We start from the raw sequence: 18,544 nt of genomic DNA, 5'->3' as shown, positions 1-18,544 counted from the left end.
CGCGACAGCGATCAATCGGCTACAGATGTCGGTAGATGTCGGCCGGGGTCAGACCCTTCGCCAGCATCATCACCTGCAGGTGGTAGAGCAGCTGCGAGATCTCCTCGGCGGCGTTCTCCTGCGACTCGTATTCCGCCGCCATCCACACCTCGGCGGCTTCTTCCACGATCTTCTTGCCGATCGTGTGCACGCCGCCGTCGAGTTCACGGACGGTGCGCGAGCCCTCGGGTCGCTCGACCGCCTTCGCGGAGAGCTCGAGGAACAGCTCGTCGAAAGTCTTCACGTGTCAAGGGTACCGGTGTCAGTGGGTGTGCCGGGCCGCGAGGGAGCGCAGGTGGTCGACCTGGGCGGCGGCGCTCTCGGCGCCGAACACGCTCGACCCGGCCACGAAGGTGGTGGCGCCGGCCTCGGCCGCGACGGCGATCGTGTCGTCGTTGATGCCGCCGTCGACCTCGACCCAGATGTCGAGCCCGGACGCCTTCACCGCCTCGGAGAGCCGGCCGAGCTTCGGCATGGTGCCGGCCATGAACGACTGGCCGCCGAAACCGGGCTCCACCGTCATGATCAGCACGAGGTCGAACTCGGGCAGCAACTCGAGGTAGGGCTCGATCTCGGTGCCCGGCTTGATCGCGATGCCCGCCCGGGCGCCGCGCTCACGGAGACTGCGGGCGACGGCCACCGGATCGGTGGTGGCCTCGGCGTGGAACGTGACGGAGAAGGCGCCGGTCTCGGCGTAGAGGGGCGCCCAGCGCGCCGGGTCTTCGATCATCAGGTGGAGGTCGAGCGGGATCGGCGACACCTGCTGCAGTCGCTCCACCACGGGGAGGCCGAGCGTGAGGTTCGGCACGAAATGGTTGTCCATCACGTCGACGTGGGCCAGGTCGGCGTTGGCGATGCGGCCGAGCTCGGTCTCGAGGTTCGCGAAATCGGCGGCCAGGATGCTGGGGTTGATGCGCACTACCACTATTCGACCCTACCGCCCGCCCGCTTCACTCCCGCTCCCGCCACTGTGACAGTCACCGACCGCCGATCGCGTGGCGAAGCCGATTTCGAGGCGCGACACGGTGCTGAATCGCGATGCCACCATGGTCATGACGCCTTCTCCGTGAGTTGTACGACGCCGTCGGAGTGGCTGAGGAACGAACCGCGCACGGCGACTCCCCCGCCGGTGATCCCGGCCACGATGGCGGCAACCATCCGTCGCTCCGCGTCGTCGAGTGCGGGGCCGCCCGGTCGTTCCCAGGTGAGAACGATCGCCGAAGCTCCGACCAGCCCGGCGATCTCGCACGCTCGCGCCCCGAAGGTCGCGAGTTCGTCGGGCGGCGGGTCGTCGGGAAAACCGGCGCACGGCACGATCAACGGCAGCGGGCGATTCTCGCCGTCGATGAACATCAGCCAGAGCTGGCGGCGACCGGCCTCGCCTATGAGGGCACTGACCAATTCGATGAGATCGGCGTCGGAGCGGAGGGGGAATTGCGCGGCGATCTGAGCCGGCGTCGTGTGGAGGATCATGCATCAACGATCGCCGAGCGCCCGAGTCGACGGCAGTGGCCGCGCGAATCTGTGGACAGAGACCCACGGAGTCGTGATGTGGTGGAGAAGTCAGAGCCGGTGGAGACGTCAGAGCTTCCGGAAGAGGGCCACGAACATCGCGTCGGTGTTGTTGCGGTGCGGCCAGAGCTGCACCGCGGCATCCGGAGCGCCGAGCGTCACCGCTCCATCGGTCACGGCACGCAGCACGGCCTGGGCGTCGACCTGCTCGAGAACGCCGTCCCAGCGCCGGAGCGCTCCTTGCACCTGGCCACGGGTCTCCGCGACGTGCGGCGAGCACGTGACGTAGGCCAGCAGGCCCCCCGGCTTGAGGGCTCTGACGGCCGAATCGATCAGCTCCTGCTGCAGGATGACCAGCGCCGCGACATCGCCCGGCGTCTTGCGCCACCGCGCCTCGGGCCGGCGGCGCAGCGCACCCAGCCCGGTGCACGGCGCGTCGACCAGGATCCGGTCGAACGACTCCGGGTCGTCGGCGCCGATGGTCGTGCCGTCGCGCTCCCAGACCTCCGGGGCATCCGGAATCGCGGCGATCGCACGCCGCACCAGCCCCGCGCGGGCGGCGACCGGCTCGTTCCCGATCACCGTCGCGCCCCCGAGCCGGGCCTCCGCCGCGAGCACGGCGGTCTTGCCGCCGGGGCCGGCGCAGAGGTCGAGCCAGCGCTCCCCCGCGGTGATCGGCCGCGCCCGGGTGAGCGCGAGCGCCGCCAGTTGCGATCCCTCGTCCTGCACACGCGCCGTGCCCTCGTGAACGGCGGGGATTCCGGCCGGATCGCCGGTCGGGGCGAGCAGCCCGATCGGCGAGAGCGGCGACGGCTCCGTGCCGTGACCGACCGCATCCCGCTCGATCAGGCCGGGCAGCGCCGTGAGACTCAGTCGCGCCGGCGTGTTGTCGGACTCGAGCAGGTCGTCGAGCTGGAACGGCAGGTCGTCGGGCGGAACCCCGTCGGCCACCAGCGCCCGGCGGAAGGCGCGGATCACCCAGGCCGGATGCGACGCCGCCACGGCGAGCCGATCGTCGTCGTCGGTGGCCGTGTCCATCGCCCGCTCCAGCCATTCGCTGGCTGGAGTGCGCGTGATGGCCCGCAGCACGCCGTTCACGAAGCCCGTCGCCGAGCGCGAGGCGACCTGCCGGGCGAGTTCGACGGATTCGTTCACGGCGGCGTGCTGGGCGACCCGCATCGAGAGGATCTGATGGCAGCCGAGCTCGAGCACGTCGCGCACCGCACCGTCGATCTCGTCGATCGGGCGGCCGGAGGCGAGTTCGATGACCCGGTCGTAGTAGCCGCGCATGCGGAGGGTGCCGTAGGTCAGTTCGGTCGCGAGCCCCGCGTCGGCGGCGTCGAGGTGCGCCGCGGCGATCTTCGAGGGCAGCAGCAGGTTGGCGTAGGCGTCGTCGGCGCGCACCGCGGTGATCACCTCGAGGGCGATGCGGCGCGCCGGCTGCACGGGGCCGGGCTTTGGCGACGGCGTCGCCGGCTTGCGCCGCTGCGGGCCGCGCCGATCCGCGCCGCCCCCGGAAGCGCCGCGGCGGCCTCCGCCCGCTGAACCGCCTTGACCCTCGCGCGCTGCGCCGCTCATCGTGCCACCATCCGTTCCGCGCCCGCGCCGCGCCACCAGTCGGCCGCCGCCATCGGCTTCTTGCCGGCCGGATGCACCGACACGAGTTCGAGCGGGCTCCCCGCGGTTCCCACGTAGACGTGCTGCCCTTCGGCCACGACCACGCCGGGGTCGAGCCGCGCCCGGTCACGGGCGGGCGAGGCCTCGAGGACCTTCACACGCACGCCGTCGATCTCGGTGAACGCACCCGGTTCGGGCGTCACGCCGCGCAGCCGGGCGTACACCTCGTCGAGCCCGGCCGTGAAATCGAGACGGGCGTCGTCGATGGAGAGCTTCGGCGCCAGCGTCACCTCGCCCGACTGCTCGGTGGGGGTGAGCCGGCCGGCGGCGATGCCGTCGACCGCGTCGGCCAGCTGCTCCGCCCCCGAGATCGCGAGCCGCGAGAGGAGGTTCCCGGCGGTCTCGTGCTGCCCGATCGGCGTCGACGACTCCGACCAGACGGGCCCGGCGTCGAGACCCGCCACCAGCTGGAACACGGTGGCGCCCGATTGCGCGTCGCCCGAGATCACCGCCCATTGCACCGGCGCCGCACCGCGCCAGCGCGGCAGCAGGGAGAAGTGGAGGTTGATCCAGCCCCGGCGCGGCGTGCTCAGCAACGGCTCCCGCACGAGCCCGCCGTAGGCCACGATCACGCCGAGGTCGGCGTCGAGCTCGGTGATCCGGCGGGTCACCTCGTCGTCGAGGCGATTCGCCTTGATCACCGGGAGACCGGCCTCCGCTGCCGCGAGGGCAACTGGAGAGGGCGTCAGCACGCGTTTGCGGCCGAGCGGGGCGTCGAGCCGCGTCACCACCCCCACGACCTCGTGGCGCGCGGCCACGGCCGCCAGGCTCGGCACCGCGACAGCGGGGGTGCCGGCGAACACGACTCTCATTCCATGATCTCCGAATCGTCGAACCGCACGCGCAGCGTGGGCGGGGGGCGGAATCCGGGCGCACGCCCGGGCTTCGCCCGTCTGCTCGTCGCGTTCTTCACGACGAGGGCACGCAGGTGCCGGGCGACGGCACCGCCGACCGCGTAGTCGAAACGCACGATCGCCCGCACGCTTGCCTCTTCGGTGGGCACCGGACCCAGTGTGTCCATCTTCGCCCATTCCTCGTCGCTGAGCAGCGCGCGCAGGTCGGACAGGGCGGTGGCGACGGTCTCGGCCGCGCCCGTGATCGTCGCGATCCGCACCGCCGGAGGAAAGCGCAGCCGCCGTCGGTCGGCGAGTTCCGACCCGGCCACCGCCTCCTGCTGCCACGTGACGAGGGCCTTCGCCAGCTCCCCACCGACGCCCACGAGCACGTTCGGGGCTCGCGGCGCCGACAACGCGATCGCGTTCGACCACCAGCGCAGGCAGTCCTCCGCCACCCGGAGCGATTCGCGGGCCAGCATCCTGGGCCCGTCGAGCAAGAGCACCGCGCGGTACCCTCCGGATGCGATGGGCTCGGCGCCTCGGGTCGCCACGACCAGCGCCGGGCGGGCGTCGACGGTGAGCACCGTGCGCTCGCCGTCGGACACGATCACCCGCACACCGGGAAAGGCCCGGCCGAGTTCGTCGGCCGTGCGCCCGGCGCCGATCGACGCGAAGCGATAGCGCGTGCCCTGGCAGTGCGAGCAGGTCCAGTTCGCCGCGATCGCCCCGCACAGGGTGCACGACGGGCGTTGGCCGGCACGACCGACGTGCAACGGCCCGCCGCAGACCGTGCAGGCCGCGGGCGCGTTACAGGTCTGGCAGGCCAGCACCGGCGCGTAGCCGGGCCGGGCCACCTGCACGAGCACCGGTCCCGATTCGAGTGCTTTGCGGGCCACCTGCCAGGCGGCGGTGGGGATGCGCGCGGCGTTCTGCGGAGCATCCGCGTCGTCCTGCTCCGCCGTCGGCACCACGCGCGGGAGGTAGCGCGGCGCCGGGAAGACCTGGTGCAGGAACCCGAGTTCGACCAGGCGCTCGACCTCGGTGCTCCGGGAGTGCGCCACGAAGACCAGACGCGAGCCGGACTGCTCCTGCCGCACCAGTGCCGCATCGCGCACGTGCACGTAGGGGGCGAGCGGCTCGCTCTGCAGGGAATCCCCCTCGTCCCAGATCACGATGAGCCCGAGGCGCGACACCGGCGCGTAGATGCTCGAGCGGTTGCCCACCACGATGTGCGGAGCCCCGTCGAGTGCGGTGAGAAAGTGCGCGTAGCGGTCGTTGCGCGCCTGCCGGGCATCGAGCGGCACCACCGCGTTGCCCACCCCGAGGTGCGAGAGCGCCTGCTCGAGCGAGATCTGGTCGCGGTAGTCGGGCACCGCCACGATCACGGATTCACCCCGGCGGAAGACGGATGCCGCGAGCTCTGCCACGGTCAGCGCCCAGTGCCCCACCGTGTGGTCGACGCCGTCGGCGGCGTGCACGGGCACCACGGTGGCGATCGCGTCGATCGCGGCCCGCGCACCGGGTTCGGCGAGATGAGCGGCATCCGACTCCGAATACCCGGTCAGCACGCCGGTCACGGGCGGGCCGGCAACCTCCGGGGATGCGGTACCGGCCGCTCCCTGGCGTGCCAGGAAGGCCTTCTCCACGCGCACGAATCGCGGCGGGATGGCGAGCCGCACGATGTCGCACGCGCTCCCGGCGGCGCGATCGGCGAGCCGGCGTGCGAGCGCCCAGACCTCGGGCGTGAGCACCGGCAACGGCGAGACGATCTCGTCGATCTCGCTCAGCGATCCGCCGTAGTCGCCCCGCTCGGTGAGTTCGACGATGTAGCCGCGGGCCGTGCGGCCGGCCGAGCGCAACGGCACTTTGACGCGCACACCGGCATGCGCATCCGGCGCCAGGGCAGCGGGAACGAGGTAGTCGAACAGGCGATCCAGCTGCGGCAGGGGCGACTCGAGCATCACCCGTGCCACCCGCGCAGCGCCTTCCGGGACCACCTCGCCCGGCGCTCCCTCGCCGGCCACGACTACAGGCCTGCGGCGGTGCGGATCTCCTCGACCCGGTCGAGACGCTCCCAGGTGAACTCGGGGAGCTCCCGGCCGAAGTGGCCGTAGGTGGCCGTGCGGGCGTAGATCGGGCGCAGCAGATCGAGGTCTTCGATGATCGCGGCGGGCCGCAGGTCGAACACCTCGCGAAGCGCCTCGGTGATGACCTCGTCGGAGACCACGCCGGTGCCGAAGGTCTCCACGTAGAAGCCCACGGGGGCGGCCTTGCCGATGGCGTAGGCGATCTGCACTTCGAGCCGAGAGGCCAGTCCGGCGGCAACCGCGTTCTTCGCCACCCAGCGCATCGCGTAGGCGGCCGAGCGGTCGACCTTCGACGGGTCTTTGCCGCTGAAGGCGCCCCCGCCGTGGCGGGATGCCCCGCCATAGGTGTCGACGATGATCTTCCGGCCGGTGAGACCGGCATCGCCCTGCGGGCCGCCGATCTCGAACACGCCGGTGGGGTTGATCAGCACCCGCACGTCGGATGAGTCGAGCTTCAGCCCGCCCTCCTCGGCTGCGTCGAGCACGGGTCGGATGACCGTGGCCTCCACGTCGTGGCGCAGCTGGTCGAGCCCGACCTTCGGCGAATGCTGGGTGGAGAGCACCACGGTGTCGACCGTCTTCGGCACGACGCCGTCGTACCCGATGGTGACCTGGGTCTTTCCGTCGGGCCGCAGGTAGTCGAGCATGCCCTCCTTGCGCACGGCGGCGAGCCGCTCCGAGAGCCGGTGGGCCAGCCAGATCGGCAGCGGCATCAGCTGCGGGGTCTCGGTGGTGGCGTAGCCGAACATGATGCCCTGGTCGCCCGCACCCTGGCGGTCGACCTCATCGGTCGACGAGCCTTCGCGCGTCTCGAACGCGTTGTTGACGCCCTGCGCGATGTCGGGCGACTGCCCGCCGATCGACACGGAGACGCCGCAGGAGCGGCCGTCGAACCAGACATCGGAGGAGGTGTAGCCGATCGAGGTGATCTTCTCGCGCACGATCGCGGGGATCTCGACGTAGCCCTTCGTGGTCACTTCGCCGGCCACGTGCACGAGGCCCGTGGTGACGAGGGTCTCCACGGCCACCCGCGAGTGCGGATCGACCGTCAGCAGGGCGTCGAGGATGCTGTCGGAGATCTGGTCGCAGATCTTGTCGGGGTGGCCCTCGGTGACGGACTCGGAGGTGAAGAGGCGAAGAGAGGTCATTCTGCTCCTGATAGGGCGGTGGCGAACACTCCGAGGATGTCATCGGCCACCGATGATTTGCTGCCGGATGCCTCGAAAACTATAGCGCCGGAGGCGTCGAGCACGGTGACCGAGTTGTCGTCGCGCGCGAATCCCGTGGTCCAGCCGACCCCGTTCACGACGAGGTAGTCGCAGCCTTTGCGCGCGATCTTCTCGCGGCCGAGCCGGATCAGGTCGTCGCGATCGGTGGCGGTCTCCGCGGCGAAGCCGACGATCAGCCGACCGTCGCGCTCGGCGTGCGAGAGCGTGGCCAGGATGTCGGGGTTCTGCACCAGCTCGAGTGTGAGACGGTCTCCCGTGTGGGCCTTCTTGATCTTGTCGTCGGAGACGCTGACGGGCCGGTAGTCGGCCACGGCCGCCGCCATGATCACGAGGTCGTGCAGGGGCGCCGCCGCGGTGGCGGCGTCGAGCAGTTCGGCCGTGGTCTCCACGCGCACGATCTCGATGCCGGTCGGCAGCTCGACCTCCACGTGCGCGGCGATCAGCGTCACCCGGGCGCCGCGCGCCTGGGCAGCACGGGCGATGGCGATGCCCTGGCGCCCGCTGGAACGGTTGCCGATGTAGCGCACCGGGTCGAGGGGTTCGCGCGTGCCGCCGGCCGTGACGAGCACCGAGCGGCCCTCGAGATCGCGCAGACGAGCAGAAGCGGAGGCCGCGACGGCCAGCGCCCCGCGCACGATGTCGTCGGGCTCGGCCATCCGTCCGGCACCCGAGTCCTTGCCGGTGAGCTGACCGCTGACCGGACCGACCAGGTGCACCCCCCGCGATTCGAGCGTGCGGATGTTGGCCACGGTCGCCGGGTTCTGCCACATCTCGGTGTGCATCGCCGGTGCGATGACGAGCGGGGCCTTCGACGCCAGCACGGTGTTGCCGAGCAGGTCGTCGGCGAGACCGGCCGCGAGTTTCGCGATGGTGTTCGCGGTCGCCGGGGCGATCACGATCAGGTCGGCGGCCTGCCCGATGGCGACGTGCCGCACCTCCGCGACGGCCTCGTAGAGATCCGTGTTCACCGTGTTGCGCGAGATGGCCTCGAGGGTCGGCCGGCCGACGAAGCGGAGAGCCGCCTCGGTGGCCACGACGTGCACGTCATGTCCGGCGAGAACGAGACCACGGATGACGTTCACGGCCTTGTAGGCCGCGATGCCACCCGTGATCCCGACGACGATGTTCAATTGGAAGCCGTTCCGGATGCGCCGGTGCGGTCTACTCGATCGGTGCGGCGGGACGGACCTCGAGCTTGTCCTCGTTGATCTCGTGCATGGCGACCGACAGCGGCTTGTCGTCGATCGTGGAGTCGACGAGCGGTCCGACATTGTCGAACAGGCTGCCTTCGTGCAGGTCGGCGTAGTAGTCGTTGATCTGGCGGGCGCGCTTGGACGCGAAGATCACGAGGGCGTACTTCGAGTCGACCTTCGAGAGAAGTTCGTCGATGGGCGGGTCGATGATGCCGAGCTTGTTGGTGGCCATTGTGTGGTTACTCCTTGCCGTGAAGGTCGATCGCCTTCTGAATCTGCATCAATTCTACGACCTCCGCCGCCGCCGCCTGCACATCCCGGTTCACGACGCGGTGATCGAACTCGTCTTGGGCCGCCAATTCGACCCGCGCGGTGGTGAGCCGGCGCTCCTGTTCCTCGAGCGATTCGGTGCCGCGGCCGATCAATCGGCGCACCAATTCCTCCCAGGTCGGCGGCAGCAGGAACACCAGCGTGGCCTCGGGCATGGCGGCCTTGACCTGGCGTGCGCCCTGGATGTCGATCTCGAGCAGAACGCTGCGCCCGGCCGAGAGGGCGGTGTCGATCGGGGTGCGCGGCGTGCCGTAGCGCGACTTGTTGTGCACCACCGCCCACTCGAGGAATTCGCCGGCCGCGACCATCCGGTCGAACTCGTCGTCGTCGATGAAGTAGTAGCTCACGCCGTCGACCTCGCCGGGCCGCGGCGCCCGAGTGGTGGCCGAGACCGAGAGAAGCACCTCCGGGTAGTTCTCGCGGATGTAGGTGGAGACGGTGCCCTTGCCCACGGCCGTCGGCCCGGCGAGCACCACCAGCCGGCTCTGCTCCGGCTGCTCGACCCGCGGCGCCCGCTTCACCAGGAACTCGCGTAACCGCTGCTGCTGGTGCACGCCCAGACCGGAGAGCCGCTTCGACGCGGCGATCTCGAGCCGCCCCATGATGCGGTCGACCCGCACCGGACCGAGGCCCGGGATGCTGAGCAGCAGATCGCGCACCCGCATCGTCGCTTCGACGCTCTCGGTCGACGAGAGAGCGGTGTCGAGCACGGCCACGGCACTCAGCCGTCGCTCGTTCACGGCGCGCTTCACGGAGGCACGTGCACGCCGGGCGGCAACGGCGGCGCGGGAGGCGGCGACGCGGTCGACTTCGGGCGGCTTCACCGGTTCACCCCGGCCAGGTGGGCGACGTCGGCGTCGATCGCGTCGGCGAGACCGGATGCGCCGTGCTGCAGGATCGACCGCGACACGGCCACGAGCACGTTCGGCGCGAGCGGGCCGAAGACGCTCGTCAGCTGCGAGAACTCCGCGCCCTGGAAGCCGAAGCCCGGAGCGAGTACGGGGGTGGTGGACAACGCCCGCACGGCCTCGTTGGTGAAGCCGTAGTCGTCGAGGCGTTTCGTGGCGCCGAGCACCAGGCCGAAGTCGCCGAGCCGGGTGCGGTCGGTGTTGCGGGCGGCCACCTCGTCGGCGACGAGCCTCGACACGGTGGCGCCGGCATCCGTTCGCGCCGTCTGCAGCACGCGGGACTCGGGGTTCGACGTCGCGCTCAGCACGAACACGCCCTTGCCGTTCGCCTCGGCCCGGTCGAACAGGCCGCTGAGGGCGCCGACGCCGGTGAATGCGGTCACGGTGAGCGCGTCGACCTCGAGCGGAGCCCCCGGTTCGAGCCAGGCGCTCGCGTAGCCGTCGTTGGTGGAGCCGATGTCGCCGCGCTTCGCGTCGCCGATCACGAGGAGTCCCGCGGCCCGGGCCGCGGCCAGCACATCTTCCAGGGCCGCGAAGCCTGCCGCGCCGTAGGCCTCGAAGAACGCGACCTGCGCCTTCACGACGCCGACGCGTCCGGCAGCCGCCGACACGACCGCGAGGCCGAAGCTCCGCGCCCCGTCGGCGCTCGTGGGGAGTCCCCACGCCTCGAGGAGGTACGGATGCGGGTCGATGCCCACGCAGAGGCGACCGCTCGCCGCGATGGCGGAGTCGAGACGCTCCCCGAAGCTGGGCTGTGCTGCGGTCATCCGCGGGCGCTCCGCGCGGTCGCGTACTCCTGCAGCGAGGTCACCTCGAAGCCCTCGGAGAGCGCGTCGAAGGAGGCCACGGCCGCGCCGAGCTGGGCGATCGTCGTGAACAGCGGCTTGTCGGCGGCCACCGCGGCGGCACGGATCTCGTAGCCGTCGGCCCGCGCCGACCGGCCGCTCGGCGTGTTGATGACGATGTCGACCTTGTTCGCGTTGATCAGGTCGACCACGGTCTCGCCGCCTTCGCCGTCGCGTCCCTCGGAGTACTTCGCCACCAGGCGGGCGTGGATGCCGTTGCGGTTCAGCACCTCCGCCGTGCCGCTCGTCGCGAGGATCTCGAAGCCGAGCTGCTGCAGTCGCAGCACCGGCAGCACGATGGCCCGCTTGTCGCGGTCGGACACCGAGACGAACACGGTGCCGGATGTCGGCATGCCGCCGTACGCGGCCTCCTGACTCTTCGCGAAGGCCCGCGGGAAGTCGCGGTCGATGCCCATGACCTCGCCGGTCGAGCGCATCTCCGGGCCGAGCACGGAGTCGACGATGAGGCCTTCCTTGGTGCGGAACCGCTTGAACGGCAGCACCGCCTCCTTCACGGCCACCGGCGAGTCGAGCGGCACGATCGAGCCGTCCTGTACCGGGAGCATCCCCTCGGCCTTCAGCTCTTCGATGGTCGAGCCCACCATGATGCGCGACGCGGCCTTGGCGAGCGGGATGCCGAGCGCCTTCGAGACGAAGGGCACGGTGCGCGACGCCCGCGGGTTCGCCTCGAGCACGTAGAGGATGCCGGCGCCGATGGCGAACTGCACGTTCAGCAGCCCCTGCACGCCGATGCCCTGCGCGATGGCGAGTGTCGCCTCGCGCACGTGGTTGATCTGGTCGCGGCCGAGCGTCACGGGCGGCAGCGTGCAGCTGGAGTCGCCGGAGTGGATGCCGGCCTCCTCGAGGTGCTCCATGATGCCGCCGATGTAGAGCTGGTGCCCGTCGTACAGCGCGTCGACGTCGATCTCGATGGCGTCGTCGAGGAAGCGGTCGACCAGCAGCGGATTGGCGACGCCCACCATGCCCTGACCGGCGATCCGCTCGAAGTAGTCGGCGAGCGAGGGGGTGTCGTAGACGATCTCCATGCCGCGGCCGCCCAGCACGTAGGAGGGGCGCACGAGCACCGGGAAGCCGATCTCCTCGGCCACCGCGACAGCGGACTCGTAGTCGGTGGCGGTGCCGTTCTTCGGCGCCAGGATGCCGGCGGCGTCGAGGATGCCCGAGAACAGCCCGCGCTCCTCGGCGAGATCGATCGCATCCGGAGTCGTGCCGAGGATCGGCACGCCGGCCTCCTCGAGGCCTTTCGCCAGGCCCAGGGCCGTCTGTCCGCCGAGCTGGACGACGACGCCGACGAGCTCCCCCGACTGCGACTCGGCGTGAATGACCTCCAGCACGTCTTCGAGCGTCAACGGCTCGAAGTACAGGCGGTCGGAGGTGTCGTAGTCGGTCGAGACGGTCTCGGGGTTGCAGTTGATCATGATCGTCTCGAACCCGGCGTCCGAGAGCGCGAACGAGGCGTGAACGCAGGAGTAGTCGAACTCCACGCCCTGTCCGATGCGGTTCGGGCCCGAGCCCAGGATGACGACCTTGCGGCGGTCCGACGGCTCGACCTCGGTCTCGAGGTCGTAGCTCGAGTAGTGATACGGCGTGAGCGCCGGGAACTCCCCCGCGCAGGTGTCGACCGTCTTGTACACCGGGCGGATGCCGAGGATGTGCCGCACCTCGCGCACCTCCTTCTCGCCGAAGCCGCGCAGCGATGCGATCTGGGCATCCGAGAAGCCGTGCTCCTTGGCCAGCGTGAACATCGCGGTGTCGGCGTTCTCCGACGCGTGGATGGCCTCGGCCACTTCGTTGATCAGCACGATCTGGTCGATGAACCACGGATCGATCTTGGTGGCCTCGAAGACCTCCTCGATCGTGGCGCCCGCACGCAGGGCCTGCTGCACGGTCACGATCCGACCGTCCGTCGGCACCGCGGCGATGGCGAGCAGCTCCTCTTTCGAGGCGCTGAGCGGCTCCCAGTGGAACGAGGAGCCGCGCTTCTCGAGCGAACGCAGCGCCTTCTGCAGCGCCTGCGAGTAGTTGCGGCCGATGGCCATCGCCTCACCCACCGACTTCATGGTGGTGGTGAGGGTGGGGTCGGCGGCCGGGAACTTCTCGAAGGCGAAGCGCGGCACTTTCACGACGACGTAGTCGAGCGTGGGCTCGAACGAGGCCGGGGTCACCTTCGTGATGTCGTTCGGGATCTCGTCGAGCCGGTAGCCGATGGCGAGCTTCGCGGCGATCTTCGCGATCGGGAAGCCGGTGGCCTTCGACGCGAGAGCCGACGACCGGGACACGCGCGGGTTCATCTCGATCACGATGATGCGGCCGTTCGCCGGGTCGACCGCGAACTGGATGTTGCAGCCGCCGGTGTCGACGCCCACGGCGCGGATGATGTCGATGCCGATGTCGCGCAGCTTCTGGTATTCGCGGTCGGTCAGCGTGAGCGCGGGCGCCACGGTGATCGAGTCGCCGGTGTGCACGCCGACCGGGTCGACGTTCTCGATCGAACACACCACGACCGTGTTGTCGGCCGTGTCGCGCATCAGCTCGAGCTCGTATTCCTTCCAGCCGAGGATCGACTCCTCGAGCAGCACCTCGGTGGTGGGGCTCTGGTGCAGGCCGTCGCCGACGATACGGCGCAGCTCCTCCTCGGTGTAGGCGAAGCCCGAGCCGAGCCCGCCCATGGTGAACGACGGGCGCACGACCAGCGGGTAGCCGAGGTCCTCGGCGAATCCGATCGCCTCTTCGACGGTGTGTGCGATGTGGGAGCGAGCCACGTCGGCTCCCGCGTCGATCACGAGCTGCTTGAAGATCTGGCGGTCTTCGCCCTTGTTGATCGCCTCGAAGTTGGCGCCGATGAGCTCCACGCCGTACTTCTCGAGGATGCCGTGCTCGTGCAGCTGGATGGCCGCGTTCAACGCGGTCTGACCACCCAGCGTCGGCAGGATCGCGTCGGGCTTCTCCTTGGCGATGATCTTCTCGATGACCTGCCAGGTGATCGGCTCCACGTAGGTGGCGTCGGCGAAGTCGGGGTCGGTCATGATGGTGGCCGGGTTGGAGTTCACCAGGATGACGCGCACGCCCTCCTCGCGGAGCACGCGGCAGGCCTGGGTGCCGGAGTAGTCGAACTCGCAGGCCTGGCCGATCACGATCGGCCCGGAGCCGATGACGAGAACGCTCTGGATGTCTTCTCTCTTGGGCATTACTGGTGGTCTCCTTCAGAGGAAGCATCGATTTCGGGGGCGGCCTTCTTCGCGAGGATCATGTCGCGGAAGCGGTCGAAGAGGTACATGGAGTCGTGGGGGCCGGCGGCCGCCTCGGGGTGGTACTGCACCGAGAAGGCGTCGATGTCGAGGCAGCGGATGCCCTCCACCACGTCGTCGTTGAGGCTCACGTGGCTCACCTCGACGCGGCCGAAGCCGGCCGGCGAGTCGACCACGCCCTCGCGCGGGGCGTCGACCGCGAAGCCGTGGTTCTGGCTGGTGATCTCCACCCGGCCCGTGGTGCGGTCGAGTACCGGTTGGTTGATTCCGCGGTGTCCGAAGGGCAGCTTGTAGGTGCCGAAGCCGAGCGCCCGGCCGAGTAGCTGGTTGCCGAAGCAGATGCCGAAGTAGGGCGTGCCGCCGCGCAGCACGTCCTGCAGCAGCTCTACGTGGCTCTCCGAGGCCTCGGGGTCACCGGGGCCGTTGCTGTAGAAGAGCGCATCGGGCTCCAGTGCGCGCACCTCGTCGGCCGTGACCGACTCGGGAAGCACCTCCACGTCGAAGCCGCGCTCGGCGAGGTAGTTGAGCGTCGAGGTCTTCACCCCGAGGTCGAGCACGGCCACGGAGCCGATCCGCTCCCCCACCGCCGGCACCTGGTAGCGCTCCGGGGTCGACACGACCTCCGAGAGCTTGCGCCCGGCCATCTCGGCGCCCGAGCGCACGGCGCCGAGCTGTTCGGTCTGGCTGAGTTCGTAGTCGGCCCCCGAGAAGATGCCGGCGCGCATCGCCCCGAAGGAGCGGATGTGCCGGGTCACCGCGCGGGTGTCGATGCCGGAGATGCCCACCACGCCGTCGGTGGCCAGGTCGTCGTCGAGGCTGCGCTGGGCGCGGAAATTCGACACGACCCGGGAGGGGTCGCGCACCACGTAGCCGGCCACCCAGATCTTCGACGACTCCTTGTCGGTGTCGTTCACGCCCGTGTTGCCGATGTGCGGTGCCGTCTGCATGACGATCTGCCCAGCGTAGCTCGGGTCGGTCAGCGTCTCCTGGTAGCCGGTCATGCCGGTGGCGAAGACCGCCTCGCCGAGGGTGCGGCCACGGGCTCCGTAGGCTCGGCCTTCGTAGCGTCGACCGTCTTCCAGCACGAGCACGGCGGGTTCGGTTGAGATCACGACGAGGGTCCTTCCTGTTGCGTATGAAGCGGGGTCTGTGAAGCCGGGACGATCGCGTTCGCGGCTCGGATCAGGCGGGTGGCATCGCCCAGCTCGATGGCGCGCACGTAGCTCTCCACCTCGGCCGGGCCGGTCGCGGCCTGGTAGGTCCAGTCGAAGCGCACCAGGCCGCCGGTCTCGACCACCCGGTCGATGGCCCAGGTGGAGGTGCCGACCGAGCGCAGGCTCTCGCGCGGGACGAACGTCTCCGGCTCGCCGGGGATGATGAGCGACACCCCCTGCTCGAACACGGTCACCGTGCCGCGACCGCGGAACGCGAGCCCCGGGATGGTGAGCCGATCGAGCGGTTCGCCGGCGGTGGTGGTGGCCACGTAGAGAACGGAGGCGCGGCCGAGTTCGGCGCCGCGGGCATCGATCTCCGGCGCCTCGAGCGGCCGGTGGAAGGCCGTCTGGCGCTTGTTGCGGGCCCGCCAGGCCCAGAACATGGCGGCGAGCAGCAGCAGCGCGAGGGCCGTGACGAGCACGGCGGGCAGCACTCTAGCCATGGGCGGGCACCCCCTCGCGGGCGAGGTGGCGGGCATGAGCCGCGGCCTCCTCGATCGAGGCGAGTTCGCCGTCGCGGAGCGTCGGGAAGCCGTGGTGGAAGGTCCAGCGCACCCGGCCGGCGAGCGTCACGCCCTCGAACGGCGTGTTCTGGCTCTTGCCGGCCAGACGGTCGAGGGTGAAGGTGCTGCGGTCGGCCGGGTCGACCAGGGTGAGGTTGGCCGGCGCACCCTCCTCGAAGGAGTGGGTGTGGCCGTTCAGGCGGCCGATCCGAGCCGGGGTGGTGGAGAGCACGCGGGCCACGTCGTCCCAGCCGAGGAGCCCGGTGTCGACGAGGGCGGTCTGTACGACCGGCAGGGCCGACTCGAGGCCCACCATGCCGAAGGAGGCGGCATCCCACTCGCTCTCCTTCGACTCGCGCGGATGCGGCGCGTGGTCGGTCGCGACGATGTCGATGGTGCCGTCGGCGACGCCCGCGCGCAGGGCCTGCACGTCTTCGTCGCGGCGCAGCGGCGGGTTCACCTTGTAGCGGGCGTCGTAACTGCGGATGAGGTCTTCGGTGAGCAGCAGGTGGTGCGGGGTCGCCTCGGCGGTGACCGGGATGCCGCGTGCCTTCGCCCAGCGGACGACGTCGACCGATCCGGCCGTCGAGAGGTGGCAGATGTGCAGGCGGGCGCCGACGTGTTCGGCCAGCAGCACGTCGCGGGCGATGATCGACTCCTCGGCCACGGCGGGCCAGCCCTTGAGACCGAGCTCGGAGGAGAGCGCGCCTTCGTTCATCTGGGCGTTCTCGGTGAGCCGCGGGTCTTGCGCGTGCTGCGCGATGACGCCGTCGAAGGTCTTCACGTATTCGAGCGCCCGGCGCATGAGCAGCGAGTCGTGCACGCACTTGCCGTCGTCGGAGAACACCCGCACGGCGGCGCGGGACTGCGCCATGGCGCCGATCTCGCTGAGGCGTTCGCCGGCGAGTCCCACGGTCACGGCGCCGATCGGGCGCACCGTGGCGTAGCCGGCGGCGTCGCCGAGCGACTGCACCTGCTCCACCACGCCGGCCGTGTCGGAGACCGGCATCGTGTTGGCCATGGCGAACACGCTCGTGAAGCCGCCGGCGGCGGCGGCCCGCGTTCCGGTGAGCACCGTCTCGCTCTGCTCGAAGCCGGGCTCGCGGAGGTGGGTGTGCAGGTCGACGAGGCCCGGCAGGGCGACCAGGCCGGCGGCGTCGACGACGACCGCGCCCGACGGGGCCGACGAGCCGGGCGCGGTCGAGGTGATCCGCCCATCCTGGATCAGGATGTCGGCCGCCTGGCCGTTCGGAAGCGTCGCGCCCTTCAGCAGGTAGCTGGACTCGCTCAACTCAAGGCCTCTCGTTCGCCGGACAGGAGCAGATAGAGCACTGCCATCCGGATGGACACCCCGTTCGCGACCTGTTCGAGAACCGTCGACTGCGCGGAGTCGGCCGCTCCGGCCGAGATCTCCAGACCGCGATTCATCGGTCCGGGGTGCATGACAATGCTATCCGGGCGCAGCCGGGCCAGGCGCTCGTCGTCGAGCCCCCACTGCCGCCCGTATTCGCGGGCGGAGGGGAAGTAGGCGGCGTTCATCCGCTCGCTCTGGATGCGCAGCATCATCACCACGTCGGGCTGCATCAGCGCGAGCGTGGCGTCGAGATCGAAACTGAGGTCGACCGGCCAGGTGTCGGCGCCGACGGGCACGAGCGTGGCGGGCGCGACGAAGGTGACGGTGGCGCCGAGGGTGCCCAGGAGCCAGAGGTTCGAGCGGGCGACGCGGGAGTGCAGGATGTCGCCCACGATCACGACACTCACCCCGTCGAGCCCCCGGCCGCGGCTGTCGCCGGGGAACAGGCGCCGGCGCATCGTGAAGGCGTCGAGCAGAGCCTGCGTCGGATGCTCGTGGGTGCCGTCTCCCGCGTTCACCACGCCCGCGTCGATCCAGTCGCTCTGCGCGAGCACCTGCGGTGCGCCCGATGCGGAGTGTCGGATGACGACGCCGTCGGCGCCCATCGCGGCGAGGGTCTGCGCCGTGTCCTTGAGGCTCTCGCCCTTCGACACGCTCGAACCCTTGGCCGAGAAGTTGATGACGTCGGCCGAGAGGCGCTTGGCGGCGGCCTCGAAGGAGATGCGGGTGCGGGTGGAGTCTTCGAAGAAGAGGTTCACGACGGTCTTGCCGCGCAGAGTGGGGAGCTTCTTCACCTCCCGGTTCTGCACGTCGGCCATGTCTTCGGCGATGTCGAGGATCTGGATCGCCTCTGCCCGGCCGAGGTCTTTGGTGCTGAGGAGATGTCTCATCGCTCGCTCGTCGCCTCCTCGATGCTCACTTCTTCGGTGCCGTCGATCTCGGTCAGTCTCACGTTGATGCGCTCTTCGCGTGAGGTGGGCAGATTCTTGCCCACGAAGTCGGCGCGGATCGGCAGGTCGCGGTGACCGCGGTCGACGAGGGTCGCGAGCCGCACCACGCGAGGGCGACCCAGGTCGTTCAGGGCGTCGAGGGCGGCGCGGATGGTGCGCCCCGAGTAGAGCACGTCGTCGACGAGCACCACGGTCTTGCCGTCGATGCCCTGCCGCGGCACCTGGGTGGGGCTCGGTGTGCGGGTGGGATGCCGCGCGAGGTCGTCGCGGTACATCGTGATGTCGAGAGAACCGACGATCGCACTCGGGTCGGTGCCCTGCTCGATGCCGGCGATGATCCGACCGATCCGATCGGCGAGGACCACCCCGCGGGTCGGGATGCCGAGGATGACCAGATCGTTCGCTCCCCGGTTGGACTCCAGGATCTCGTGCGAGATCCGAGTCAACGCCCGGGCTATGTCAGCCTGCTGCAGCACTGTGCGCGCCATGCGACCGACCTCCTTCCCCGCCTCTCGGACGGACTTAAAGGATGTCTGTTGTTACCGTCGTCCACCTTACCAGCGGCAACGCATCCCGCGGGCCATCGGAGTGGTTCTGC

General features: G+C 70.2%; 17 protein-coding genes. All 17 read right to left on the bottom strand.

The window, feature by feature from the left end; genetic code table 11:
* Positions 1–19 precede the first annotated feature (19 nt).
* The 17 genes from BLW00_RS09525 to pyrR all read right to left on the bottom strand — a co-directional run bounded on the left by BLW00_RS09525 (position 20) and on the right by pyrR (position 18,434).
* Positions 20–283 carry a phosphoribosyl-ATP diphosphatase gene (locus BLW00_RS09525; RefSeq protein ID WP_092552861.1) on the bottom strand — a complete coding sequence of 88 codons (264 nt, stop codon included), beginning with the start codon at positions 281–283 and terminating at the stop codon, positions 20–22.
* 18 nt (positions 284–301) lie between these two features.
* Complete coding sequence (rpe, locus tag BLW00_RS09520) at positions 302–964, bottom strand: ribulose-phosphate 3-epimerase (protein ID WP_092552859.1); 663 nt, start codon at positions 962–964, stop codon at positions 302–304.
* A 125-nt stretch (positions 965–1,089) separates the two neighbouring features.
* Positions 1,090–1,512 carry a hypothetical protein gene (locus tag BLW00_RS09515; protein ID WP_092552856.1) on the bottom strand — a complete coding sequence of 141 codons (423 nt, stop codon included), beginning with the start codon at positions 1,510–1,512 and terminating at the stop codon, positions 1,090–1,092.
* 108 nt (positions 1,513–1,620) lie between these two features.
* A complete protein-coding gene (locus BLW00_RS09510) occupies positions 1,621–3,129 on the bottom strand; it encodes an RsmB/NOP family class I SAM-dependent RNA methyltransferase (protein WP_092554628.1) in 1,509 nt (502 codons plus the stop codon).
* Positions 3,126–4,040, bottom strand: a complete 915-nt coding sequence (gene fmt / locus BLW00_RS09505; protein ID WP_092552853.1) for a methionyl-tRNA formyltransferase — start codon at positions 4,038–4,040, stop codon at positions 3,126–3,128. The genes BLW00_RS09510 and fmt overlap by 4 nt, the downstream gene beginning before the upstream one ends.
* The gene (locus tag BLW00_RS09500) at positions 4,037–6,088 is read right to left on the bottom strand and encodes a primosomal protein N' family DNA-binding protein (protein WP_245741493.1); all 2,052 of its coding nucleotides are present in this window, start codon (positions 6,086–6,088) and stop codon (positions 4,037–4,039) included. Before BLW00_RS09500 ends, fmt begins: the two co-directional genes overlap by 4 nt.
* Before the next feature lie 2 nt (positions 6,089–6,090).
* Positions 6,091–7,299: a methionine adenosyltransferase gene (metK, locus tag BLW00_RS09495; protein ID WP_092552850.1), complete on the bottom strand. Its 1,209-nt coding sequence runs from the start codon at positions 7,297–7,299 to the stop codon at positions 6,091–6,093.
* Positions 7,296–8,510: a bifunctional phosphopantothenoylcysteine decarboxylase/phosphopantothenate--cysteine ligase CoaBC gene (coaBC, locus tag BLW00_RS09490; RefSeq protein WP_175494211.1), complete on the bottom strand. Its 1,215-nt coding sequence runs from the start codon at positions 8,508–8,510 to the stop codon at positions 7,296–7,298. The genes metK and coaBC overlap by 4 nt, the downstream gene beginning before the upstream one ends.
* A gap of 31 nt (positions 8,511–8,541) precedes the next feature.
* Positions 8,542–8,805, bottom strand: a complete 264-nt coding sequence (rpoZ, locus tag BLW00_RS09485; RefSeq protein ID WP_092552842.1) for a DNA-directed RNA polymerase subunit omega — start codon at positions 8,803–8,805, stop codon at positions 8,542–8,544.
* A 7-nt stretch (positions 8,806–8,812) separates the two neighbouring features.
* A complete protein-coding gene (gmk, locus tag BLW00_RS09480; protein ID WP_092552839.1) occupies positions 8,813–9,727 on the bottom strand; it encodes a guanylate kinase in 915 nt (304 codons plus the stop codon).
* On the bottom strand, positions 9,724–10,578 hold the full coding sequence (pyrF, locus tag BLW00_RS09475) for an orotidine-5'-phosphate decarboxylase (RefSeq protein ID WP_092552837.1): 855 nt from the start codon (positions 10,576–10,578) through the stop codon (positions 9,724–9,726). The genes gmk and pyrF overlap by 4 nt, the downstream gene beginning before the upstream one ends.
* Entirely contained in the window at positions 10,575–13,865 is a 3,291-nt protein-coding gene (carB, locus tag BLW00_RS09470; RefSeq protein ID WP_092552834.1) for a carbamoyl-phosphate synthase large subunit, read from the bottom strand. Before carB ends, pyrF begins: the two co-directional genes overlap by 4 nt.
* Positions 13,865–15,037, bottom strand: a complete 1,173-nt coding sequence (gene carA / locus BLW00_RS09465) for a glutamine-hydrolyzing carbamoyl-phosphate synthase small subunit (RefSeq protein ID WP_245741491.1) — start codon at positions 15,035–15,037, stop codon at positions 13,865–13,867. The genes carB and carA overlap by 1 nt, the downstream gene beginning before the upstream one ends.
* Positions 15,034–15,582: a PH-like domain-containing protein gene (locus BLW00_RS09460; RefSeq protein WP_139256673.1), complete on the bottom strand. Its 549-nt coding sequence runs from the start codon at positions 15,580–15,582 to the stop codon at positions 15,034–15,036. Before BLW00_RS09460 ends, carA begins: the two co-directional genes overlap by 4 nt.
* Positions 15,575–16,933: a dihydroorotase gene (locus BLW00_RS09455; protein WP_092552828.1), complete on the bottom strand. Its 1,359-nt coding sequence runs from the start codon at positions 16,931–16,933 to the stop codon at positions 15,575–15,577. The genes BLW00_RS09460 and BLW00_RS09455 overlap by 8 nt, the downstream gene beginning before the upstream one ends.
* The gene (locus tag BLW00_RS09450; RefSeq protein ID WP_092552825.1) at positions 16,930–17,886 is read right to left on the bottom strand and encodes an aspartate carbamoyltransferase catalytic subunit; all 957 of its coding nucleotides are present in this window, start codon (positions 17,884–17,886) and stop codon (positions 16,930–16,932) included. Before BLW00_RS09450 ends, BLW00_RS09455 begins: the two co-directional genes overlap by 4 nt.
* Entirely contained in the window at positions 17,883–18,434 is a 552-nt protein-coding gene (pyrR, locus tag BLW00_RS09445) for a bifunctional pyr operon transcriptional regulator/uracil phosphoribosyltransferase PyrR (protein WP_092552822.1), read from the bottom strand. The genes BLW00_RS09450 and pyrR overlap by 4 nt, the downstream gene beginning before the upstream one ends.
* Positions 18,435–18,544: the final 110 nt, after the last annotated feature.

The sequence above is a fragment of the Herbiconiux ginsengi genome (assembly GCF_900107435.1).
GTDB classification, from domain to species: Bacteria; Actinomycetota; Actinomycetes; order Actinomycetales; family Microbacteriaceae; genus Herbiconiux; species Herbiconiux ginsengi.
The sequence above is the reverse complement of the archived record's forward strand: the minus strand, read 5'-3'. Positions and strand labels throughout refer to the sequence as shown.